This is a genomic window from Mycolicibacillus koreensis (assembly GCF_002104795.1).
Lineage (GTDB): Bacteria > Actinomycetota > Actinomycetes > Mycobacteriales > Mycobacteriaceae > Mycobacterium > Mycobacterium koreense.
In genome coordinates, this window is record NZ_NCXO01000022.1 from 1 (window position 1) to 22,351 (window position 22,351).

General features: G+C 69.7%; 23 protein-coding genes. 13 read left to right on the top strand and 10 right to left on the bottom strand.

Annotated elements, in window-relative coordinates; all coding sequences use genetic code 11:
* Window positions 1-269 precede the first annotated feature (269 nt).
* From B8W67_RS10905 to B8W67_RS10915, 3 genes are read right to left on the bottom strand one after another with little or no spacing between them, the layout of a single operon-like run.
* Window positions 270-1,517, bottom strand: coding sequence for an MFS transporter (locus B8W67_RS10905; RefSeq protein WP_085303975.1), 1,248 nt, complete (start codon window positions 1,515-1,517; stop codon window positions 270-272).
* A 51-nt stretch (window positions 1,518-1,568) separates the two neighbouring features.
* A complete protein-coding gene (locus B8W67_RS10910; protein WP_069393619.1) occupies window positions 1,569-1,868 on the bottom strand; it encodes a metal-sensitive transcriptional regulator in 300 nt (99 codons plus the stop codon).
* Between the two features lies 1 nt (window position 1,869).
* Window positions 1,870-2,508: a DUF305 domain-containing protein gene (locus B8W67_RS10915; protein ID WP_085304037.1), complete on the bottom strand. Its 639-nt coding sequence runs from the start codon at window positions 2,506-2,508 to the stop codon at window positions 1,870-1,872.
* A gap of 79 nt (window positions 2,509-2,587) precedes the next feature.
* On the opposite strand from B8W67_RS10915, the gene ilvD reads away from it, so the two are divergent.
* Both ilvD and B8W67_RS10925 read left to right on the top strand, forming a co-directional pair.
* Window positions 2,588-4,294 (top strand): dihydroxy-acid dehydratase, encoded by a 1,707-nt coding sequence (ilvD, locus tag B8W67_RS10920; RefSeq protein WP_085303977.1) that lies wholly within the window; start codon window positions 2,588-2,590, stop codon window positions 4,292-4,294.
* Between the two features lie 30 nt (window positions 4,295-4,324).
* Complete coding sequence (locus tag B8W67_RS10925) at window positions 4,325-5,329, top strand: NAD(P)H-dependent flavin oxidoreductase (RefSeq protein WP_085303979.1); 1,005 nt, start codon at window positions 4,325-4,327, stop codon at window positions 5,327-5,329.
* On the opposite strand, the gene B8W67_RS10930 is transcribed toward B8W67_RS10925, so the two are convergent.
* A complete protein-coding gene (locus tag B8W67_RS10930) occupies window positions 5,316-6,008 on the bottom strand; it encodes an O-methyltransferase (RefSeq protein WP_069393616.1) in 693 nt (230 codons plus the stop codon). The two genes, B8W67_RS10925 and B8W67_RS10930, sit on opposite strands and share 14 nt — an antisense overlap.
* A 123-nt stretch (window positions 6,009-6,131) precedes the next feature.
* On the opposite strand from B8W67_RS10930, the gene mymT reads away from it, so the two are divergent.
* Window positions 6,132-6,281, top strand: coding sequence for a copper-binding metallothionein MymT (gene mymT, locus B8W67_RS10935; RefSeq protein ID WP_069393642.1), 150 nt, complete (start codon window positions 6,132-6,134; stop codon window positions 6,279-6,281).
* Window positions 6,282-6,318: 37 nt separating this feature from the next.
* On the opposite strand, the gene B8W67_RS10940 is transcribed toward mymT, so the two are convergent.
* From B8W67_RS10940 to B8W67_RS10950, 3 genes are read right to left on the bottom strand one after another with little or no spacing between them, the layout of a single operon-like run.
* Window positions 6,319-6,846, bottom strand: a complete 528-nt coding sequence (locus B8W67_RS10940) for a TIGR04338 family metallohydrolase (RefSeq protein ID WP_069393615.1) — start codon at window positions 6,844-6,846, stop codon at window positions 6,319-6,321.
* The gene (locus B8W67_RS10945) at window positions 6,843-7,604 is read right to left on the bottom strand and encodes a DUF2786 domain-containing protein (protein WP_069393614.1); all 762 of its coding nucleotides are present in this window, start codon (window positions 7,602-7,604) and stop codon (window positions 6,843-6,845) included. Before B8W67_RS10945 ends, B8W67_RS10940 begins: the two co-directional genes overlap by 4 nt.
* A gap of 32 nt (window positions 7,605-7,636) precedes the next feature.
* On the bottom strand, window positions 7,637-8,476 hold the full coding sequence (locus B8W67_RS10950; protein ID WP_085303981.1) for an alpha/beta hydrolase: 840 nt from the start codon (window positions 8,474-8,476) through the stop codon (window positions 7,637-7,639).
* An 82-nt stretch (window positions 8,477-8,558) separates the two neighbouring features.
* On the opposite strand from B8W67_RS10950, the gene B8W67_RS10955 reads away from it, so the two are divergent.
* The 6 genes from B8W67_RS10955 (at window position 8,559) to B8W67_RS10980 (ending at window position 15,315) form a co-directional block, all read left to right on the top strand.
* On the top strand, window positions 8,559-9,344 hold the full coding sequence (locus B8W67_RS10955; RefSeq protein ID WP_069393612.1) for a glucose 1-dehydrogenase: 786 nt from the start codon (window positions 8,559-8,561) through the stop codon (window positions 9,342-9,344).
* 80 nt (window positions 9,345-9,424) lie between these two features.
* Complete coding sequence (locus B8W67_RS10960; RefSeq protein WP_085303983.1) at window positions 9,425-10,549, top strand: NDMA-dependent alcohol dehydrogenase; 1,125 nt, start codon at window positions 9,425-9,427, stop codon at window positions 10,547-10,549.
* A gap of 38 nt (window positions 10,550-10,587) precedes the next feature.
* Window positions 10,588-11,313: a pirin family protein gene (locus tag B8W67_RS10965; protein WP_085303984.1), complete on the top strand. Its 726-nt coding sequence runs from the start codon at window positions 10,588-10,590 to the stop codon at window positions 11,311-11,313.
* A gap of 14 nt (window positions 11,314-11,327) precedes the next feature.
* Window positions 11,328-12,062, top strand: a complete 735-nt coding sequence (locus tag B8W67_RS10970) for an ATP-binding cassette domain-containing protein (RefSeq protein WP_085303986.1) — start codon at window positions 11,328-11,330, stop codon at window positions 12,060-12,062.
* A 4-nt stretch (window positions 12,063-12,066) separates the two neighbouring features.
* Window positions 12,067-14,073: a YhgE/Pip domain-containing protein gene (locus B8W67_RS10975; RefSeq protein ID WP_085303988.1), complete on the top strand. Its 2,007-nt coding sequence runs from the start codon at window positions 12,067-12,069 to the stop codon at window positions 14,071-14,073.
* 108 nt (window positions 14,074-14,181) lie between these two features.
* Window positions 14,182-15,315 (top strand): phosphodiester glycosidase family protein, encoded by a 1,134-nt coding sequence (locus B8W67_RS10980; RefSeq protein WP_085303990.1) that lies wholly within the window; start codon window positions 14,182-14,184, stop codon window positions 15,313-15,315.
* Here the strand turns inward: B8W67_RS10980 and B8W67_RS10985 are convergent.
* The 3 genes from B8W67_RS10985 to B8W67_RS10995 form a co-directional block, all read right to left on the bottom strand.
* Entirely contained in the window at window positions 15,308-16,003 is a 696-nt protein-coding gene (locus tag B8W67_RS10985; protein ID WP_085303992.1) for a YoaK family protein, read from the bottom strand. The two genes, B8W67_RS10980 and B8W67_RS10985, sit on opposite strands and share 8 nt — an antisense overlap.
* 26 nt (window positions 16,004-16,029) lie before the next feature.
* On the bottom strand, window positions 16,030-16,698 hold the full coding sequence (locus B8W67_RS10990) for an Rv1363c family protein (RefSeq protein ID WP_109561769.1): 669 nt from the start codon (window positions 16,696-16,698) through the stop codon (window positions 16,030-16,032).
* A 125-nt stretch (window positions 16,699-16,823) separates the two neighbouring features.
* Window positions 16,824-17,438: a hypothetical protein gene (locus tag B8W67_RS10995; protein ID WP_234806723.1), complete on the bottom strand. Its 615-nt coding sequence runs from the start codon at window positions 17,436-17,438 to the stop codon at window positions 16,824-16,826.
* Window positions 17,439-17,796: 358 nt separating this feature from the next.
* Between B8W67_RS10995 and B8W67_RS11000 the strand changes: the two genes are divergently transcribed.
* The 4 genes from B8W67_RS11000 (at window position 17,797) to B8W67_RS11015 (ending at window position 22,249) form a co-directional block, all read left to right on the top strand.
* Window positions 17,797-18,654 carry an MlaE family ABC transporter permease gene (locus B8W67_RS11000; protein ID WP_085303994.1) on the top strand — a complete coding sequence of 286 codons (858 nt, stop codon included), beginning with the start codon at window positions 17,797-17,799 and terminating at the stop codon, window positions 18,652-18,654.
* 100 nt (window positions 18,655-18,754) lie between these two features.
* Complete coding sequence (locus B8W67_RS11005) at window positions 18,755-19,522, top strand: ABC transporter permease (protein ID WP_372507467.1); 768 nt, start codon at window positions 18,755-18,757, stop codon at window positions 19,520-19,522.
* Window position 19,523: 1 nt separating this feature from the next.
* Complete coding sequence (locus B8W67_RS11010) at window positions 19,524-21,173, top strand: MlaD family protein (protein ID WP_109561770.1); 1,650 nt, start codon at window positions 19,524-19,526, stop codon at window positions 21,171-21,173.
* Window positions 21,170-22,249, top strand: a complete 1,080-nt coding sequence (locus B8W67_RS11015) for an MlaD family protein (RefSeq protein WP_069393238.1) — start codon at window positions 21,170-21,172, stop codon at window positions 22,247-22,249. The genes B8W67_RS11010 and B8W67_RS11015 overlap by 4 nt, the downstream gene beginning before the upstream one ends.
* Window positions 22,250-22,351 lie beyond the last annotated feature (102 nt).

Sequence of the window (22,351 nt, forward strand, 5' to 3'; positions counted from 1 at the left end):
GAGGGATACGCATGCCGCGATGGACGACAGGCCGCCCCGGCACCCAGGGTCAGTGTCGCGACCATCCCGGCAGCGCTGACCATCGCGGTCAGGCGGCCTGTCGTCCATCGCGGCATGCGTATCCCTCCATTGCACAGGTTGTCACCAGTCTCGCACAGCGAGCGGACCAGCTAACTGGGCAAACGGTGGCACACATCCGCCCGTTCGCCAACTCCACAGCGCTGACCTGCAGGGCTTATCGGAAAAACGTGGCCGGCGTTACAGCCGGGCTAGACCGAACTGACCACCGAGGAAACATCGAAGACCCGGCGGGCGACGACGATGCCGACCAGCACCGCCGCGAACAGCCCCGTCGAGGTCGCCATCATGACCCCCAGCCCGGCATGGCTGGACAGCACCCCGCCGGCCAGCGATCCGGCCGCGATGCCGATCTGAAAGGCCGCCACATACAGCCCCGAGGCCCCGTCGGGATCGGTGGGTGCGGTACGCATCGCCGCCGACTGCAGCATCGGCGAGACGGTCGCCGCCGTCGCGCCCCACAGCAGGATCATCGCGATCCCCACCGGGATCGTCACCCGGGTGGGCAGGTCGGTGAACGCCAGCGCGGTCAACACCACGAATGCCACGCACAGCACGCTCATGCACAGCGTGGCCACCGCGGCGGGCCGGCGGTCCAGCGGACGGGCCACCGCGCTCATCGCCGCCACCCCGATGATTCCGTAGCCCACCAGCAGCCAGGACACCGCGTGGGCGCGGTCGACGACGTCGATGCCGAGCACCTCGCGGATGATCGCCAGGATGAACGTGTAGGAGATGAAGTGCCCGATCACCACCACCAGGGTCAGCACGGCCACGGTGATCAGCCGGCCGTTGCGGTGGTGGCGGGCGGCGGCCCCGACGACGGCGTGCTGGTCGGCGGCCAGGTCCATCGGCGGGAGCACCGCCCGGGCTGCCAGCAGCACCCCGATCCCGGCGGCGGCGACCAGTGCCACCGCCGGGCGCCATCCCAGCGCGAGGCTGATCCAGGTGATGGTCGGGATACCGACGACCAGGCCCAGGCTCGAGCCGACGTAGATCGCCGTGGTTGCCCGCCCGAAGTGGGTGGCCGGCACCAGCCGGGTCGCGATCGGCGCGATCACCGCCCACAGCAACCCGTGGGTGACCGCGCACAGCGTGCGCCCGATCACCAGCACCGCGAACGTCGGCGCCAACGCGGAGACGATCTGGGAGACCGCCAGGCACGCCAGCGCCAGCAGCAGGGTGCGCCGGCGCGGCCAGTGCGCGGTCCAGCGCACCAGCGGCACCGTCGAGACCGCCGCCACCACCGCGTACCAGGCCAGCAGGCTGCCGACCACGGCCTCGCTGATGTCGAGGTCGGTGGCGATCGCCGAGAGCGCCCCCACCGGCAGGATCTCGGCGGTGACGTAGGTCAGTGCGGCCGCGGCGAGTACCGCCAATTGAACGACGACCCGCGGTGTCCACGGGCCGGCCGAGTTGCTGACGCGCTGAATTGTCATGGTGGTCGCGACGTCAGGGTCGACCCCGACGCTGGCGCCACCGTATCGGGTTCAGGAGCGAACCAGTCGGGCAATCGCCGCAGACGCCTCCGCCAATTTGGCGTCGGCCTCGGGACCGCCGTGGGCGGCCGCCCCGCTGACGCAGTGCCGCATGTGCTCGTCGAGCAGACCCAGCGCCACCGACCGCAGGGCGCTGTTGACCGCACTGATCTGGGTGAGGATGTCGATGCAGTACTTGTCCTCGTCGATCATCCGCGCGATGCCGCGCACCTGGCCTTCGATGCGGCGCAAACGCTTGGCATAGGCGTCTTTGACCTCATCATCGGCGGAATAGCCATGTGTGCCAGGCATCTTAGCCGCCCATCATCTCGTTCATCTTATCGATCTCGGCCTGCTGGTCGGCAATGATGTTGGTGGCCAACTCTTTCGCGGCCGAGTTCTCCCCGTCGGCGATCTCGGTCTCGGCCATCTGCACCGCGCCTTCGTGGTGGCCGATCATGGACTGCAACCACAACGTGTCGAATTCGCCGCCACGCAACGTTTCCAGCCGATCCAGGGTGGCCTGGTCGACCATTCCGGCCATATCCGCATGGTGGTCGGAGTGCCCGTCGGGCAGCGGTGCGCCCCACTGATTCAGCATCGCCTCGAGTTGGTCGATCTCGGGTTGCTGAGCGGCGGTGATCTCCTCGGCGAGCGCGATCACGTCGGGGTTGTCGGTACGGTCGGGCACCAGTTCGGCCAGCGTCAACGCCTGACGGTGATGCGGGATCATGTCGGTGGCGAAGGTCACGTCCGCCGCATTGTGGTTGTCCGGCACCGCCGTGCCGGGGACGGAGGTGACCGACGTGGTCGTCTCGGCGGCCGGCGAGGTGGCATCGGTGGAGTCGTCACCCGAACCGGAACACCCGGCGAGCACGACGGCGGATGCGGTCAAGACCGCGGCGAACGACCTGGGACCAAGGGATGCGGGGCCAACGGCGACAACCTTCATGAACGCCATGCTACCTCATACCCCAGCGGGGTATATAAACGATTTTGGCGCACCTCCCCGCGCGGGCATACTGGACGTCATGGCCGCAGACCGCAAGTCCGTCGACATCAAACCGCGCAGCCGCGACGTCACCGACGGCCTGGAGCGCACCGCCGCCCGCGGGATGCTGCGGGCGGTCGGCATGGGCGACGACGATTTCGCCAAATCCCAGATCGGGGTGGCGTCGTCGTGGAACGAGATCACCCCGTGCAACCTGTCGCTGGACCGGCTGGCCACAGCGGTCAAGGAGGGCGTGTTCGCCGCCGGCGGCTATCCCCTGGAGTTCGGCACGATCTCGGTCTCCGACGGCATCTCCATGGGCCACGAGGGCATGCACTTCTCGCTGGTGAGCCGGGAAGTGATCGCCGACAGCGTCGAGACCGTGATGTCCGCCGAGCGGCTCGACGGCTCGGTGCTGCTCGCCGGCTGCGACAAGAGCCTGCCCGGCATGCTGATGGCCGCCGCCCGCCTGGACCTCGCGGCGGTGTTCCTCTACGCCGGATCCACCATGCCCGGCTACGCCCAACTCTCCGACGGCACCGAACGCGAGGTGACGATCATCGACGCCTTCGAGGCCGTCGGGGCGTGCTCACGGGGGCTGATGTCCCGCGAGGACGTCGACATCATCGAACGGTCGATCTGCCCCGGGGAGGGCGCGTGTGGCGGCATGTACACCGCCAACACCATGGCCAGCGCCGCAGAGGCGCTCGGGATGTCGCTGCCGGGCAGCGCGTCGCCCCCGTCGGCCGACCGTCGCCGTGACGGATTCGCCCGGCGCAGCGGTCAAGCCGTGGTGGAGTTGCTGCGGCGCGGGATCACCGCTCGCGACATCTTGACCAAGGAGGCCTTCGAGAACGCGATCGCTGTGGTCATGGCCTTCGGCGGTTCGACCAACGCGGTGCTGCACCTCCTGGCGATCGCCCACGAGGCCGAGGTGGACCTGACCCTGGCCGACTTCTCCCGCATCGGCGCCAAGGTGCCGCACCTGGCCGACGTGAAACCGTTTGGCGCGCATGTCATGTTCGACATCGACAAGATCGGCGGCGTGCCGGTGATGATGAAGACCCTGCTGGAGGCCGGCCTGTTGCACGGCGACGCGCTGACCGTCACCGGCAAGACGATGGCGCAGAACATCGCCGAACTCGACCCCCCGGTGGTCGACGGCAAGGTTCTGCACGCGCTGACCAATCCGATCCACCCCACCGGAGGCATCACCATTTTGCACGGCTCGCTGGCCCCCGAAGGCGCGGTGGTCAAGTCGGCCGGCTTCGACGCCGACGTGTTCGACGGCACTGCAAGGGTTTTCGACGGCGAGCGCGCCGCTCTCGATGCTTTGGAGAACGGCACGATCCAGGCCGGCGACGCCGTCGTGATCCGCTACGAGGGCCCCAAGGGCGGGCCGGGGATGCGCGAGATGCTGGCGATCACCGGAGCCATCAAGGGCGCCGGGCTCGGCAAGGATGTGCTGCTGCTCACCGACGGCCGGTTCTCCGGCGGCACCACCGGGCTGTGTGTCGGCCACATCGCGCCGGAAGCCGTCGACGCCGGGCCGATCGCGTTTTTGCGCGACGGCGACACGATTCGCCTCGACGTCGCGCGCGGCACCCTCGACGTGCTCGTCGACGCCGACGAATTCGCGGCTCGCGCCGACGGCTTCACCCCGCCGGCCTCACCGTACTCAACCGGGGTGCTCGCCAAGTACCGCAAACTGGTGCACTCGGCGGCAACCGGCGCGATCTGCGGCTGAGCCACACCCGCGCGGCCTACCCTGGGGACCATGCCCACAGGTGGTTTCGGCGATCTGGCCGATCGACTGCGTATCGATGTCCCCGTACTGCAGGCCGGGATGGGCGGCGGCATCGCCGGTCCGCGCCTGGCGGCGGCGGTGGCCTCGGCCGGGGCACTGGGAACGCTGGGGTTGGCCCCGCCGGCGGCCCTGCGTGAGGCGATCGGCGGGGTGCGCGACGCGGCCCCCGGGCGTGCGGTGGCGGTGAACCTGCTGATGCCGTTCGTCACGCGCGATCAGGTGCGCACCTGCATCGACGCCGGCATCGACATCGCGGTGCTGGCATTCGGCGCCCCGACGCCGGCGTTGGTCGCCGAGTTGCGCGACGCCGGGATCGTCGTGATGCGGATGGTCGGCACCATCGCGCAGACCCGCGCGGCGGTCGGCGCCGGGGTCGACGCGGTGATCGCGCAGGGCCGGGAAGCCGGTGGGCACCTGGTGGGCACCCGCGCCGCACTGCAGTTCCTGCCCGACGCGCTGGCCGCCGCGCAGGGACGCCCGGTGTTCCTCGCCGGGGGGATCGCCACCGCCGCCGACACCGCGGCGGCACTCGACGGCGGTGCCGCCGGCGTGGTCGCCGGCACCCGGTTCGTCCTCACCGACGAGTCCGGGGCGCACCCGGGCTATCGCAGCCGGATCCTGGCGGCGTCGGCCACGGTGGAGACCACGCTGTTCGGGCTTTCTTGGCCGGAGCGCCACCGGGTCATCCCCAACGCCGCCACCCGCCGGTGGTGCCGGGCCGACGGCGCGACGCGGGCCCTGCCGGCGGCGCTGAACGCCTGGAGCGCACCGCTGGCCCGCCTCGCCGACCGGATCAGCGGGGTCGCACCGCGGCTGCAGCACCCGGCGCTGCCGCTGTTCAGCCCGGTTCCCCCGCTGGCCGGGATGGCCGAGTCCGCCCTGGACCGCACCGCGCTCTACGCCGGGCAGAGTGCGCTGCGCATCGACCGTGTCGTGCCCGCGGCGCAGGCGGTCCGCGAGCTCACTCCTCGGTGACCAGCGCCATCGCGAAGCCGTCCCAGCCCTTGGCCCCGACCGTCTGCAGGGCGGTGACCTGCAGACGCGGCTCGGCCCCCATCTGCTCGAGCACCGCGCGCGCACCCCGGCTGGCGTCGTCGGCCTCGGCATCGACGACCCGGCCGTCGCGGATGACGTTGTCGACGATGATCACCGTGCCCGGACGGCTCAGCTGGAGCGCCCAGCGCAGGTAGGCGGCGTTGTTCTCCTTGTCGGCGTCGATGAACACCAGATCGAACGGCGCCTCGTCGGCCAGGCTCGGCAACGTCTCCAGCGCGGGCCCGACCAGCACGCTCACCCGCTCGCCGACCCCGGCGCGCTCCAGGTTGGCCCGGGCGACCTCCGCATGGTGCGCGGCGTACTCCAGGCTGACCACCGCACCGTCGGCGCCGACCGCGCGGGCCATCCAGATGGTGCTGTAGCCGCCCAGTGTGCCGAACTCCAGGATGCGCCGGGCGCCGATGGCGCGGGCGATCAGCTGCAGAAAGGCGCCCTGCTGGGCGGAGACCGCGATCGCGGGCAGCCCCGCCGCGGCGCTGTCCTCCAGGGCCGCGGTGAGCACCGGGTCCTCGGGGAGCAACAGCTCATCGAGCAGGCCGTCGACCTCGGAAGGATCGGCCTCGGTAACGGTTTCGGTCTCGGCGGAGTGCTGTCCCATGCGCACCAGCGTAGCGAAACACCCCCGCGCATCCGCACGACGAACCCCCTTTACCCAATACCCCTATGGGGTATATGGTGGGGCCCAGGTGTTCATCCCGAACACCGGCAAAAGGAGGAGATCATGACCAACGACGCGACGGGAACACTGTTGACCTGCAGCCACGCCGGATGCGGGTGCCGCATGCGGATCGAGGTGCCGTGCCACTGCCCCGGCGCCGGACAGTCCTACCGGTGCACCTGCGGCGCCGACATGGTCGAGGTGCAGGGCTGAGCCCCGGCAGACGCGCCAGAAGGCGCCCCTGCCGGATCTAGCCGCCGAGGCGGACGCCCTCCTTGGCGTAGACGACCCGCAGCACGTGCCCGGCCTCCGGCCCCATCACCACCTCGGCCAGCCGGCACATCGTCGCGGCGAAGCGGGGGCCGTGCGGCGGCGGGTCCGGGCACAGGTGGTGGGCGATCTCGTGGAGCACCACCAGTTCCCGCAACGCCCACCCCTGCTCGCCGGGCGCCTCATCGGCCCCGGCGTGCTCGGGAACCGCGATGACCCCGGTGCCGGCGCGGTGCTCGTAGTGCGCGGCACTCAGGCCGCGACGGGCCCGCACCGTCACCGGGGTCGTCTGCGGCCAGGCGGTTCGCACCGCCGGAAGCGTCAACACCTGATCGACGTAGCGCTGCACCGCGCCCACGGAGGCGAACCGCGCCTCCGGCGGCAGGGTCAGCGAGGTCCCGAAGAAATCCAGCACCCCGCCACCGCGGTCCCCCGCCCGGGCGAACAGTGTGCGCACGAAGTCCTCGGCGGCATACACCTTGGCGCGCTGGGTGTCACGGGTGGTCACCGGCCCAGCGCGGTCCGCGCCGAGGAGAGTTCGGGCTCGCCGCCGAGGCGGGCCCGCCGCCCGGCCCGGTCCCCGGCGCGCCGGGCCGCCGAGGAGTAGCCCGCCGAGGCCCGGGTCGCCCGCCAGGTACCGCGGGCCTGCGACGCGCTGCGGTAGTGGTCCCGCAATTCGAGGTCCTTGTCGCGCAGCGCCAGCGCGGTCCCCGGCGCGGCGTCGGGCCGCTCGGAGGCCTCTCGGCGCGCCTCGTCGCGCGCCTCGGCGAGACGCTGGCCGATGCGCGCACCGAACGCCAACTGGAAGTTGAGCCGGGCGGTGATGGTCGGGGTGGGCCGGTGCGCCCCGCTGGCGATGTAGGCATCGGAGGCCCGCACCATCTGCACCACCAGGCTGGCGTAGAGGGCGTGGCTGGCGTCGATGTCCTCGCCGAACCCGTAGGCGTAGACGAAGGTGGAGTTGGCCGCCACATCGCAGCGCACGTCGTTGGCCGCGGCGATCACCACGAACAGCTGCACATAGGTGCGCAGCCCCTTGGTGCCGGCGGCGCCGATGGTGATGGTGCGCTGGGTCGGGGCCTGCGCGGGCGAGCGGGTGCTCGCGTGGGCGCGGGCCACCGCGAGATCGATCGAGGTGGTGGTGGCCAACCGCTGCGCCGCCGCCATGAAGGCCTCGGCTTCGTGCGGGTTGTCGGTGCCCTCGGCCTGGCGCAGCAGCGCCGCGATCCGCGCCAGCATCTTGTCGTCGTTTCGGTCGCCGTTCATGCGATCAACCTAGGCGCGCACTCCGACACCGTTCACAGCCGCGCGGAGATCCAGGCCACCACGTCGTCGAGGACGCGGTCACGTTCGGGTTCGTTGAACACCTCGTGGTAGAGCCCGGGGTAGACCTCCAGGCGGACGTCGGTGCAGCCCACCCGGGCCACCAGTTCGTGACTGCCCGAGACCGGCACCAGACGGTCCTCACCGCCGTGGACCACCAGCAGCGGGGTGTGCAGCGCCGAGGCCCAGCGCGGCATGTTCTCCCCCACCACCAACAGGGCACGGGCCACCCCGGCGGGCACCTTGCCGTGGTGTACCAGCGGATCGGCCAGATAGGCGGCGACCACGTCGGGATCCCGCGAGACCGCGGTGGCGTCGAGGGCCTGCACCGGCAGCCCCGGCGCGATCGACCCGAGGACCTTGCCGACGGCGGCCAGCACCGGCCCGCCCATCTCCTGGGCGGCGATCGCCGGACCGGAGAGCACCATGAGCTGATAGTCGTCGGGGTGGTCGGCGCCGTAGCTGAACACGATCGCCCCACCCATGCTGTGGCCGAGCACCACCCGCGGCAGCCCGGGATGCTCGGCGGCCGCGATGCCGACCAGGGTGGCGAAGTCCCCGGTGTACTCGCTGCGATCCTTGACGTAGACCCGCCGGCCCCCGGAGCGGCCGTGGCCGCGGTGGTCGAGCGCATAGGTCGCCAGCCCGGCCTCGCCGAACCGCTGCGCCACGTGGTCGTAGCGGCGGGCGTGCTCGCCGAACCCGTGGGAAAGGATCACCACCGCGCGGGGCGTGCCGGACGGGGTCCAGGTGTCGTAGACGATCCGCACGCCGCCGACACCGGTGAAGGTCCGCTCGGTGTGGCTGATACTCATCACGCAGGAGCGTAGCCGCTCGCCGCGCCCTTCCCGCCGCCCCACCCGCGATCGGCCACGTCGCCGACGTACCCTGGCCGCCATGGGGCGCGTGGCGGGCCGAGTGGCAGGCAAAGTGGCATTGATCAGCGGCGGCGGTCGCGGCATGGGCGCGGCCCATGCGCGGGCACTGATCGCCGAGGGCGCCAAGGTGGTCATCGGCGACGTCGTCGACGACGAAGGCGCCAAACTCATCGACCTCCTCGGCGAGCAGTTCGGCGAACAGTTCGGCGAGGTCGCCGACTTCGCCCGCTTCACCCACCTCGACGTCACCGACCCCGACGGGTGGCAGGCGGCGGTCGCGCTGGCCGTGGAGGCGTTCGGCAAACTCGACGTGCTGGTCAACAACGCCGGGATCGCCAACATCAACGCGCTGGCGCAGTTCGAGTTGGCTGCGTGGCGGGCGATCATCGACGTCAACCTCACCGGGACGTTTCTGGGCATGCAGGCCGCGGTGGAGCCGATGATCGCCGCCGGCGGCGGGTCGATCATCAACATCTCCTCGGTCGAGGGCATGCGCGGCAGCCCCGGGCTCTACGGCTACGTGGCGTCGAAGTTCGGGGTGCGCGGGCTGGCCAAGGCCGCAGCGGTCGAGTTGGCGCCGCACAACATCCGGGTCAACACCGTGCTGCCCGGCCTGGTGCGCACCCGGATGGCCATGGCGATCCCGGACGACTCGCTGCAGATCCCGCTGGGCCGGGCGGCGAAATCCCCGGAGGTCGCGGCCTGCGTGCTCTATCTGGCCTCCGACGAGTCGTCGTACTCCACCGGGGCGGACTTCGTCGTCGACGGAGGATTGACCGCGGGCATCCCCCACAACAACCCGTAGCGCACCATCGTCGCAGGTCACAATTGTGATCGGGGCCACGATTGAAACACGTTCAGTATCCCTGGTTATGATCGCCAGTCATGAAGACCAAGGGCGCACTGCTATGGGAACTCAACCAGGGCTTCCGAGTCGACGAGATCGAGCTGGGCGACCCGGTCGCCGATGAGGTCCAGATCCGGGTGCATGCCGCCGGCATGTGCCACTCCGACTACCACCTGACCACCGGGGCCACCCCGATCGGGCTGCCCGCCCTCGGCGGGCACGAGGGCGCCGGGGTCATCACCAAGGTCGGCAAGGGCGTGACCGGACTCGAGGAGGGCGACCACGTCATCCTGGCGTTCATCCCGGCCTGCGGTGCCTGCCCGCCGTGTCTGAAGGGTTTCCGTTCGCTGTGCGACCGGGGCGCGGTGCTGCTGGGCGGCAAGGCGATCGCCGATGACACCAACCGCATCCACGCCGGCTCCCACGCGGTCTCGCCGATGAACCTGTTGGGAACGTTCGCGCCGTACATGACCGTGCACAAGGATTCGGTCGTCAAGATCGACCCGGACATCCCGTTCGAATCGGCGGCGATCATGGGCTGCGCGGTGCCCACCGGGTTCGGCTCGGCCACCAACGTCGCCCAGGTCGAGCCCGGCGAGACCGTGATCATCGTCGGTGTCGGCGGGATCGGGATGAGCGCGCTGCAGGGGGCGGTGCTCTCCGGGGCCCGCCACGTCATCGCCATCGACCCGGTCGCCTCCAAACGCGACGCGGCGGTGAAGTTCGGCGCCACCCACGTCTACCCGACGATGGCCGAGGCGATCGCCCCGGTGATGGAGTTGACCTGGGGCATCATGGCGCAGAAGACGATCATCGCCGTCGGCGAGATGCGCGGGGAGATGCTGGAGGAGGCGATGATCCTGACCGCCAAGACCGGCACCTGCGTGGTCACCGGGATGGGGTCGATGGTCGACGCCGACGTCAAGCTCAACCTGTTCCTGTTCACGATGCTGCAGAAGACCCTCAAGGGGAACATCTTCGGCGGCGGCAACTCCCACGTCGAGACCCCGCGCCTGGCGGCGCTGTACAAGTCCGGGCTGCTAAAGGTCGACGAGATGGTGACCAACACCTACAAGCTCGAGGACATCAACGACGGCTACCAGGACATGATCGACGGCACGAACATCCGCGGTGTGATCACCTTCGACGAATCCGACTGGTAGGCACCGACTGCGCGGTCCGGCCCCGATACCCTGGGCCGATGACCGCCTCGGTCGAGCTGCGGCGCGGCGCTGACCGCCACCGGACCACCACCGGCTGGCTGCGGTCGTGGCAGTCGTTCTCCTACGGCGACTACTACGACCCGGCCAACACCCACCACGGGGTGCTCATGGTGTGCAACGAGGAGACCCTGGTCGCCGGGTCCGGCTACGACACCCACCCGCACAGCAACCTCGAGATCGTCACCTGGGTGCTCGACGGCGGGTTGCGGCACGCCGATTCGCTGGGCAACACCGCGGTGGTCCGCGCCGGCCAACTCGGTTGCCTGTCGGCCGGCGCCGGCGTCACCCACGCCGAGCACGCCGACCCGGCCACCGGCGGGGTGCACTTCCTCCAGATGGGCGTGGCGCCCGACCACCCCGGCGGGCCGCCGCGGTACCAGCAGGCCGACGTCACCGCGGCCCTGGAGACCGGGACGCTGGTCACCGTCGCGTCCGGGATCGCCGGGCTGCCGGGTGCGATCACGCTGGGCAACCGCCACACCGCGCTGCACGCCGCTCGGCTACCGGCGGGCGCGGCTGTGACACTGCCGACAGCACCGTATCTGTACCTGCAGGTCACCCGCGGTACGGTGCGAGTCGACAACCGCACCGAGATGCGCGCCGGGGACGCCCTCCGGTTCAGTGACAGCGACGGGCCCTCCGTGCGCGCGACGGGTGCGGCCGAGGTGCTGGCCTGGCAGATGCACGCCGCGCTGGGCGACTGAGAGGACTGAGACAGATGGGAGACCCGGTGGCCGACCCCCCCGCTACCCCCCAGGATCCGCCGCCGGCGGTGGTGACCCGGGCGATCACGATGCGCGGGCCGTGGGGCCCGGTGTACGGCCCGATCGACCTGGAGATCCCCACCGGCGGGGTGACCGCCCTGATCGGCACGGCCGGGCCGGGACGCACCGCGCTGCTGATGACCGTGGCGGGGCGGATGAAACCGTCCAGCGGCACGCTGACGGTACTCGGATCCACCGCGCCCACCGAGATCTTCGCCCACAGCGCGCTGGCCGGCATCGAAGAACTCGACACCGTCGCCGAGTCAGTGCGGGTGCGCGACCTCATCACCGAACAGCTGCGCTGGGACGCGCCGTGGTACCGGCTGGTCGGCCGGGCCGGGCACGCGGACCTCGAGGCGGTGTGCCGACCGGTCTTCGGGTCGCTGCCGCTGCCGCATCCCGACGAGTACGTCGAGCAGCTCACCGAGCTCGACGGGTTGCTTTTGCGGATCGCGTTGGCCAACACCGCCCGCCCGCCGCTGCTGGTGGTCGGCAACCTCGACCAGGTCACCAGCCACCGCAACCATGACGCGTTGGTGCGCCGGCTGGTGGAGCTCGGCACCGAGCAGACCGTGATCACCTCCTCGGCCAACGACCTGCCCGACGAGCTGGGCGTGCGCACCCAGCTGCGGGTTGCCAATCTCTCCCACGCCGAACTCGTCGCGCGCACACAGGAAGGGCAGGACTGAACCCATGCTCGCCGGGATGTCTTTGGGCACCGACATCAAACGCTACGCCCGCGGCACGATGCCCCGGGTGGCTCTGATCACGATCATCGTGTTGCCGCTGTTGTACGGCGCGATGTATCTCTGGGCGTTTTGGAACCCGTTCTCCGCGGTCGACAAGGTGCCGGTCGCGTTGGTCAACGAGGACCGCGGCGCCACCGTGCAGGGCCGCGAGCTCCGCGCCGGCGACGAGGTGGCCGACCAGCTGCTGAGCTCCGGCGAACTCGATCTGCGGGAGGTCTCCGCCGCCGAGGCCGCCGACGGCGTCGCCCGCGGCGACTACTACTTCTCGATCACGCTGCCGGCCGACTTCAGTGCGGCGATCGCCTCACCGACCACCGACGATCCGCACAAGGCGCAGATCGACTTTCGGTTCAACGACGCCAACGGCTACCTCGCCTCGATCATGGGTCAAAACGCCGCCCGCGAGGTGCTCAACCAGGTCAGCGCCGGTGTCGGCAGCCAGGTGATCGGCACCGCGCTCGGTGAGCTCACCGATTCGGGCTCGGGCATCAAAAAGGCCGCCGACGGCGCCGAGCAGCTGTCGGACGGACTGGTGACCGCCAACGACGGGGCCCATGAGCTCGCCGACGGCGCCCACACCCTGGCCGCCAACCTGGTGGTCGCCCGGGATGGCTCGGCGACGCTCGCCAGTGGGATGAGCGAGCTGGCCGACGGTATCGACACCGCCACCGACCCGCTGCTCAAGGTGCTCACCAGCGTCGAGGGGCTCGGCCTGGACCCGGTCGAGGTCGGCGACACCGCCGCGCATCTGGGACGCTCGGTCAAGAGCGCCGCCGACCGGGTGGCCGGTCTGGGCATCGACTACGTGCAAGCCGCCTCGATCGTCGACCAGGTGGCAGCGACCCTGAGCGCCAACCCCGACCCCACCATCCACCATCTGGGTGAAACCCTCACGGGCGCACAGAATCTGATGCGGCAACGCGGCGTCGACCCGGCGACCCCGGAGGGCCTCAACCGGTTGCGCGCCGACGCCGCCGACCTCGAATCCGAACTGACGGATCCGAACAGCAAATTCCGCCAGTTTCTGACCAGCGCGATCAACGGCGATTTGAAAAATGACGTCCTGAAATTGCGTAGTGGCGCAGCACAATTGGACTCCGGCGCCCAACAGCTCAGTGACGGGCTGGTGCAATTGACCGACGGCAGCATGCAACTGGCGACCGGTGCCGCCACCCTGGCCGACGGCACCCAGCAGCTCTCCGACGGCGCCGACGAATTGGCCACCGGGCTGCGCGACGGCGCCGACCAGGTGCCTACGTGGACCCCCGATCAGCGCACCCAGGTCGCCCAGACGCTGGCCAACCCGGTCGGGGTGGACCTGGACTTCACCAACCGGGCCGCGACGTTCGGGACCGGTTTCGCCCCGTTCTTCTTGCCGCTGGCGCTGTTCATCGGTGCGCTGATCATCTGGATGCTGCTCACCCCGTTGCAGACCCGTGCGATCATGTCCGGGCTGGGATCGCTGCGGGTGGTGCTGGCTTCCTACTGGCCGGCAACGCTGCTGGCGTTGTGCCAGGTGGTTCTGATGTACGCGGTGGTGCATTTCGGTGTCGGACTGCAGGCGAAGTACACCCTGGGCACCGTCGCGTTTCTGATGCTGATCGCGGCCACGTTCTTGGCGCTGATCCAGGCGTTCAACGCCGTGTTCGGGGTGGCCGTCGGCCGGGTTCTGACCCTGGCGTTTTTGATGTTCCAGCTGGTCTCCTCCGGCGGGGTCTATCCGGTGGAGACGACCGCACGGCCGTTCCAGATCCTGCATCCGTACGACCCGATGACCTACGCCGTGGACGGGTTGCGCGAATTGACCGTCGGCGGTGTGGACTCCCGACTGTGGTTGTCGGTGGCGGTGTTGTCGGCCATTCTGCTGACCTCGCTGGCGGCCAGCGCGCTGTCAGCGCGCCGCGATCGGCAATTGAGCATGGAGAAACTGCACCCGCCGATCGAGGTGTAACGAAAAAGGTTGACGCCGTGGGTGATTAGCCTGCAACCAGAACGAGATACGGCTGTTATTTAAGTTGACAGCGTTACCAATGTGACTATCGTGGCATTAGTTGTTCGCATGTCGCTGGTTGCTCACCGCAGCGACCGTCCCGCGGAAAGGGCAGCCGTGCCGACTCCAGCCACCCTGCTCCGGCGCGCGAGCGCCGGGTTCGCACTCGCGCTGTGCGCGCTGCTCGTCGGCGGCGTCACCGCGCCGGTGGCACGCGCCGACGGCCGCGACCTGCTGGGTGCGGCGATCGCGAACACCCGCGGGTCCTACCTGGTGTACAACTTCGGCAGCGGGCACCCCGCGCCGATGCTCAACGCCGCCGGCACCTGGTATGAGTCCACCAACGGCGGGCACCTGATGACGATCAAGGGGGCCTCCCAACGTCTCAAGCCGCATCTGCTGGTCGACACCCACACCGGCCAGCAGGCCCGCTGCGAACGGGATCCGCGGGCGCGCACCGGTGACGGGCTGTGGCAGGCCTCGGAGGTCTATTCCCCGCTGCAGGCGTGGCAGGCGTTGGGCCGGCCCACGATCGCGATCAACGCGAACTTCTTCGACGTGCGCGGCCAGAAGGGCGGCTCGTGGCGCTCCACCGGCTGCAGCTCACCGCTGGGGGTCTACGTCGACAACACCCGCGGGCAGGGCAAGGCGAACATGGCGGTGACCGGCACCATCCCCTACGCCGGCAAGCAGGGCCTCTCCGGCGGCGGTGAGCACTGGTCGACCCTGGCGACGATGATCCTGCCCGCCGGCGGGGCGCCGCAGGTGATCTGGCCCAAGGGCGGCCGTGACGGCGGCGACTACGACGCCGCCGGACCGACGGTCTCCGACCTGGTGACCAAGGGTGTGCGGTTCGTCGCGGTCAGCGGGCTGGGGCTGCTCGCACCCGGGCACACCGGCCAGCTGGGCGACGGCGGTCCGAGCGCGGCACGCACCGCCTTGGCCTATTCGCGGGCCAAAGACGAGATGTATGTGTTCCAGGGCGGCAGCTACACCCCGGACAACATCCAGGACCTGTTCCGCGGGCTGGGCAGCGACACCGCGATCCTGCTCGACGGCGGCGGCTCCTCGGCGATCGTGTTGCGCCGCGACACCGGGGGGATGTGGGCCGGTGCCGGGGTGCCGAAAGGCTCGTGTGACACCCGCGAGGTGCTCTGCGACTCCAAGGAACGCGCGCTGCCCAGCTGGCTGGCGTTCAACTGAGCTGCTCGGGCGCGGACGGGCGCGGGCCGAACCAGAACAACGCCAGTACCGCGGCAACGACGGCGGCGGCCAGCCCCAGCACCGGGGCGACCACCAGTTTCGACAGCGTCGCGCCGACCGCCGCCCCGGCGATCATCGTCGCGACCACGCTGTAGCGCAGCTTCTCCCGCTCCCCCCCACCCCCGGCCAGCCGGCTGTCCATCCCCAATCCGACGATGGTCGAGGTGAGCACCGTGGTGTAGAGCTCCTGGATGCCGAACTGGCGGGCGGTGCAGTTCTGCAGCCCGAAGGCCAATGCCAGCCCGGCCACCAGGATCAGTTTGGTGTTGTCGTGGTAGCGCAGCACCCCGGCCCCGGACAGGGCGGCCATCACGGCCAGCACGGCGATCTCGGCCCCAAGGGCTGTGGTCAGCCAGACGCGCAGCCGGTGCCCCAGCCACCGCACCAGCCGGCCTCCGGCCACCGCGCCGAGTAAAAACCCGGCGACCGCGACCACCGCGCCGGTCAGCGAGATGCCGGCGTTGGGCACGAACAGAAATCCCAAGAAGATGGCGTTGCCGGTCATGTTGGCCACGAACACATGCCCGAGCACCAGCACACTGATCGCATCGACCAGCCCGGTCGCGAACGTCAAACCCAGCAGGGCCACCACCGTGGCGCGTCGGCTGACCGGGGAGCTGATCGCCATGGGTCCGGACGGTTACCGACGCCCGCTCACGGATGTTCGATGTCGCTGGCCAGCCACCGCCCGTCGATCTTCTCCATCACCAGCACGATGCGGCTGCGGTCCATCTGCGGCTGGGGCAGTTCCTTGTTGCGCACCGACTGGTCGACGAAGAGCATGACCTCCACCTTGTGGGCGCTCGCCGATTTCACCGCGGCCTCCACGACCCGGCCGTGCGCGGCCGCCTCGTTCTCCACGAGGACCGTGCGCAGATCCTCCATGGTCTCCGAATACATGTCCCGGAACCGTCCGGTGGAGCCGTCGAGCACGTCGGCTTGGTTCTGGTCGACGGCGTCGGGGTCGATGGTCGCCAGCTTCATCGTGAAATCCTTTGCCGCCGCGACGGCGTCGGTCTTGGCCACCTCGACGCGGTGATGCTGGTAGAGGAACCCGCCCTCGACGGCGGACACGATCAGCAGCACCGCCAACAACGCGGCGCCGCCCAGGCGCAGCCACCGTTTGGGTCCACCGCCCGACGACGCGGCCCAGGCGGACGGGTCGACTTCACTGGTCTCGGCGGACCCTGTGGACCCTGTGGACTCGGTGGACTCGGTGGCCCCGGAAGTCTCAGTGGCCGAGGTTTCGGTCACCTCGACGCCGGCGACGGTGTCCTCGCTGGCCTCGGTCGCCTTCTCGGCACGCGGCTCTGCGGTACTCAAACCTACTGATCCCTTCGTGTCGCGGCCAGGCTACACCCCACCGGCCGGCCCGGCGCCGCTCGATCACCCGGCCCCCGGCCGCCGCGATCGCGCCCGGCCCCACCGGGCGCCGTGCCCGGTCGGGCTCAGGCGTTGTTGCAGGCCCCCGAGCCCTTCAGCGCGTCGCCCCACCCGGTGGCGTGCACAATGTTGGCGTGGACCACCCCGGCGGGTTCCCTCTTCTTGATCTTGTCGCTGATCTGGGTCAGCTGGAACATCGCCTTGGTGATGTACTCGCCACCATAGATCGGTGAATACGGACCGAAGTTGTCCGGGTTGTTGCGGATGGTCAACGGCTGCAGGCGTGGGCCCAGGAACGCCGTCGACTGGTCGATGTTGGCGGTCACCGCATCGGCCTGGGCCGCCACCCCACCGGCGGAGTAGTCGCTGGCTTTGCTGTTCAGGTTGCCGTGGAAGTCGTTGATCTGGCCCATCAGCGGATCGAACTGGGCGTTGAACCACTGGCAGGAATCCGACATGCCGGCGATCATCTGCGGGGTCACCTGGTAGGTGAACGTGCTGTACGGCCAGATGTCGAAGTTGGGTTTCCAGGCGGTCGGCCCGGGGGTGAACACCGGCAGCGGCGGCGGGGGCTGATCGGAGTCGGCGGCGGCCGCCCCCGCGGGCACCAGCGCGGCGGCCACCATCACCGCCAACACCCCGAGCGCGCCCCGTGCGCGCCAGCTCCTGCTCGGGCCCATCTGTGTCCTCCCGGCGTCCCGCGTTGTTCGTCGCTTGCTGTGTCGCTCGTGTCGAGTATCACGGAGATCGCCGCCGCGGTCGGCGGAATCGACTTTCTTCGTTACCGCTCCCGCCCGTCGCGCCGTCGGTCATGCTGTCGACCATGGCGGACTCGGGCGACAGCGGCACCAGACTCAGTCCGGCCCTCATCGAGCAAACCCGGCACCATACCCCACGGTGGGGTGAATTCGCTGAACCCACTCCGGTATTGGCCGAAAACTACCTTTTCGCCCGTGAGCTAGCTAACATACCCGCCGTGCAACACCTCTCCCTCACGCCGACTGCGGCGTCCTCCCGTGCGCCGCTGGTGGTGGCCCGATGACGACGCAGGAGCACGCGAGCCGTTCCGGTGACGGTGTCGCCGCCATCGAGCAGTGGAGCTCCGGCTACGTCAAGCGCCACCCGGTGGCGTCGCTGCAGACGGTCGGCGAACAGTACGTTCTCGGTGTTCGCACCATCCAGTACTTCTTCATCGACCTGTTCACCGGCAAATTCCAGTGGGGAGAGTTCGTCCGTCAGGGCGCGTTCATGGCCGGCACCGCGGTGCTGCCGACGGTGCTGGTGGCGCTGCCGATCGGGGTGACGCTGTCGATCCAGTTCGCGTTGCTGGCCAACCAGGTCGGCGCCACCTCGCTGGCCGGCGCGGCCAGCGGGCTGGCGGTCATCCGGCAGGCCGCCTCCCTGGTCGCGGCGGTGTTGATGGCCTCGGCGGTCGGCTCGGCGATCGCCGCGGACCTCGGCTCGCGCACCATCCGCGACGAGATCGACGCGATGGCGGTGATGGGCGTCTCGGTGGTGCGCCGACTGGTGGTGCCCCGCTTCGCCGCCTCGATCATGGTCGGTGTGGCGCTGACCGGCATCACCTGTTTCGTCGGCTTCCTGGCCAGCTACCTGTTCAACGTGTATTTCCAGCATGGCGCGCCGGGCAGCTTCGTGGCCACCTTCTCCTCGTTCGCCACGCCCGAGGACATGATCGTGGCGCTGCTCAAGGCGGTGATCTACGGTGCCATCGTGGCGGTGGTCGCCTGCCAGAAGGGGCTGTCCACCCGCGGCGGCCCGACCGGGGTCGCCGACTCGGTGAACGCGGCGGTGGTGGAGGCCATTCTGGTGTTGATGCTGGTCAACGTCGGTATCAGCCAGCTCTACGAGATGCTGTTCCCGCGGACGGGGCTGTAAACCCATGGCCGCCACACCGTCAACTTTTGCGCCGGGTTTCACTCGGCCGTTCATCAACAGCTACCAGCGACTCAGCGGCTCGGTCATCAAGTTGGGCCACATGCTGTTGTTCTTCATCCGCGCCGTGGGTGGCATCCCGACCGCATTCCGCCAGTACCGCAAGGAGTTCCTGCGGCTGCTGTCGGACATCGCGTGGGGCAACGGCTCGATCGTGGTCGGCGGTGGAACCGCCGGGGTTGCGGTGGTGCTGGGTTTCACCGCCGGCGCGCTGGTCGCCATCGAGGGCTACAACTTTCTGAACCTGCTCGGGCTGGGCCCGGCCACCGGGATCATCTCCTCGCTGGTGAACACCCGTGAGCTCGCGCCGATCATGGCGTCGCTGGCATTCGCGATGCAGGCCGGCTGCCGGTTCACCGCCCAACTGGGGTCGATGCGCATCGCCGAAGAGATCGACGCGCTGGACTCGATCGCGATCCGCCCGATCCCCTACCTGGTCACCACCCGGCTGATGGCCTCGATCATCGCGGTGATCCCGCTCTACGTGGCCTGCCTGGCGGTCACCTACCTGACAGCCCAGGTGATGTCCGGGGCGATCAGCGGCGGCTCGATCGGGCCGTACCTGCACTACTTCACGATGATGCTGTCCGGGCAGGACATCATCTACTCGGTGATCAAGTGCGTCATCTTCGTCTGGATCGCCTCGACGGTGCAGTGCTACTACGGCTTCTACGCCGCCGGTGGCCCGGAGGGCGTCGGCGTGGCCGCCGGCCACGCCATGCGGGCCTCGATCACCGTGGTGATCATGGCCAACATGCTGCTCACCATGGCCCTGTGGAGCATCGACTCCGGCGCAAGGTTCGGTGGTTGACGTGGGTGCTGGGAACTCTCTGGACACCGACGGCCGCGGGCCGTCGAATACTCAGCTGCTCGGCTCCGGGATCGGGGTGCTGCTGCTGATCGCGGTGATCACCGGGAGTCTGCTGCTCAAGGCGACCGGCAAGCTCGACGCCTACGTGCGGGTGGTGGCCGACCTGATCAACGTCGGCGACGGCCTGCCGAGTCAGTCCGACGTCAAATACCACGGGCTGCTGGTCGGCACCGTCAACAACGTCATCCCCGCCACCCACGGCCAGCCCAACTTCGTCCACATCGACTTGAAACCGCGGTACGCCAAGGACATCCCGAACAACGTCACCGCCCGGGTGGTGCCGTCCAACGTGTTCGCGGTCTCCTCGGTGCAGCTCGTCGACCCGGGTGAGCAGGGCGGCACCGGTGAGGCCCCCGCGATCAGCGCCGGGTCGCACATTCCCGAGGACACCGAGCTGTCCACGGTGATCTTCCAGACCACGATCAGCAAGCTGCGCGACGTGCTCGCCGCGACCGGGCGCGGCCGTGACGACCACACCCTGGGCATCCTGGCCGCCGTCGGTGCGGCCACCGACCACCGTCGGGTCAAGCTGCTGCACGCCGGTGCGCACCTCAACCGGATCCTCGACGAGCTCAACGCGACCGTGGCCACCGAGCCCGGCCCGTCGACGATCACCGCGCTGCTCAACGCCACCGAGGGCCTCAAGGCGACCGCCCCCGACCTCGTCGACACCCTGCACCAGGCGGTGCGCCCAATGCAGACGTTCGTCGAGAAACGTGCGGCGTTCACCTCGTTCATCTCCGGGTCGCAGTACACCTTCGGCACCACCCGCGAGGCGTTCGAGAACCACGCCGACCAGATGGTCGACATGACCCAGGGGCTCACCCCGCCGATCGGGGTGTTCGCGATGAACGCCCACCAGTTCGTGCCGATCTTCCGGCGTCTGAACACCCTGAGCCAGAAGTTCTTCGACGAGGTGTGGATCCCCGAGGCCGACGTGGGCAACATACGCGCCAACCTCTCGGTGACCCCGTTTTTCACCTACACCCGGGCCGACTGCCCCCGCTACGGCGAGATGAAGGGCCCGAGCTGTTTCACCGCCCCGGAGATCCCGGTGCGCCCGGAACTGCCCGAGGTGCTGCTGCCGCAGAACTACCACCCGCCGGCCGGGCTGGAGCCGCCGCCGGGCACCGAGATCGGTCCCGACGGCAACCTCATCGCGGTCGGCCCGCCGTATGTGGACCCGACCCCGAAGAACCTCGACGACCCGATGTGGAACCCGCCGCTGCCGTGGTGGACGGGCCCGTCGCCGCGGGTGCCCGGCACCGCCGACCCGGATGCCGCCGGCCCCCCGCCGCCGCCGTCGCCGCCGATCCCGACCGCGCCGGTCGGCCCGCCGCTGCCGGGCTCACCGGCCATCCCCGGGCTGCCGCCGCCGGGCGCCCCGCCACCCGGACCGGCCCCGGCCGCCCCGGCCGCCTGGGGCGGCAACGTCGGTCCGGTCGGCAGCGAGCAGGAACGTAACCAGCTCGGCACGCTCATCGGCGACACCGGGCCGGCCACGGTGGCCACCCAGCTGCTGCTCGGCCCGTCGGCGCGTGGCAGCGTGGTCTCGGCCGTCAACAGCTCGACCTCGGAGGCACCGAAATGAGATTTCGCGGGCCGATGATCGGTCTCACCTTGTTCATGATCGTCTCGCTGGTGTTGACCTGGCTGGTCTATGCGACGCTGCGGCGCGAGGTCTCCGGGCCCACCAACGCCTATGCGGCGATGTTCAGCGACGTCTACGGGCTGCGCGAAGGCGACGACGTCCGGATGGCCGGTGTGCGCGTCGGCCGGGTGGAGTCCATCGAGCTGGTCGGCAAGGAGGCCAAGGTCGACTTCATCGTCCAGAAGGAGCAGAAGCTCTACGGCAACACGATCGCCGCGGTCACCTACCAGAACATCATCGGTCAGCGCTATGTCGGTCTGTCGCTGGGCAAAAACGGCGATCCGGGTGAGCTGGCCCCGGGCAGTGTGATCCCGATCGAGCGGACCGACCCGTCCTTCGACGTCGGCTACCTGCTCAACGGGTTCGAGCCGCTGATGTCGCTGCTGGATCCGAAGAAGGCCGACGACCTGACCCAGGGGGTGATCCAGTCGCTGCAGGGGGACCGGGCGTCGATCACCGAGTTCGTCGACCAGACCTCGGTCATCACCGAGTCGGTGGCCGGTCAGGACGAGGCGCTGGGCAACCTGATCACCAGCCTGAGCAAGGTCACCGAGAACATCGCCAACCAGAACGACAGCCTCGACCACACCTTGACCCAGGCCCAGACCATCATCGGCGCCTTCGACGCCCGGCGTCCGGAGTTGCAGGCCTCGGTCGGGTCGATCGCGCGGGTGACCACCCGGCTGTCGGCGATCATGGACGACGTCTACCCGTCGCTGCAGGAGCTCATCGACCGCGAGCCCGGGTTCTCCAAGCACATGATCGGCATCGAGCCGCAGCTGGCGTTCACCGGCGCGAACCTGCCGCTGCTGCTCAAGGGGCTGGCCCGGATCTTCTCCGAGGGTGCCTACATCAACGGCTACGCCTGCGACCTCAACGCGACCGGGTTCTTCCCCGGGCTCAACGACATGACCCAGTACATCGTCAACGCGGCCACCCCGGGCAACGCGACCCCGCTGACCCGGGAGAACCTGGGCTGGCACACCCCCCGATGCAGGAACATGGCCAATGGCTGACGACACCACCGACCCGACCGCACCCGAGCCGCAGGACCAGCCGGATTTCCGGCCGGATCCGCCGGCCGAGGCGGCCCCACCGAAGCGCAAGAAGCCGCTGGA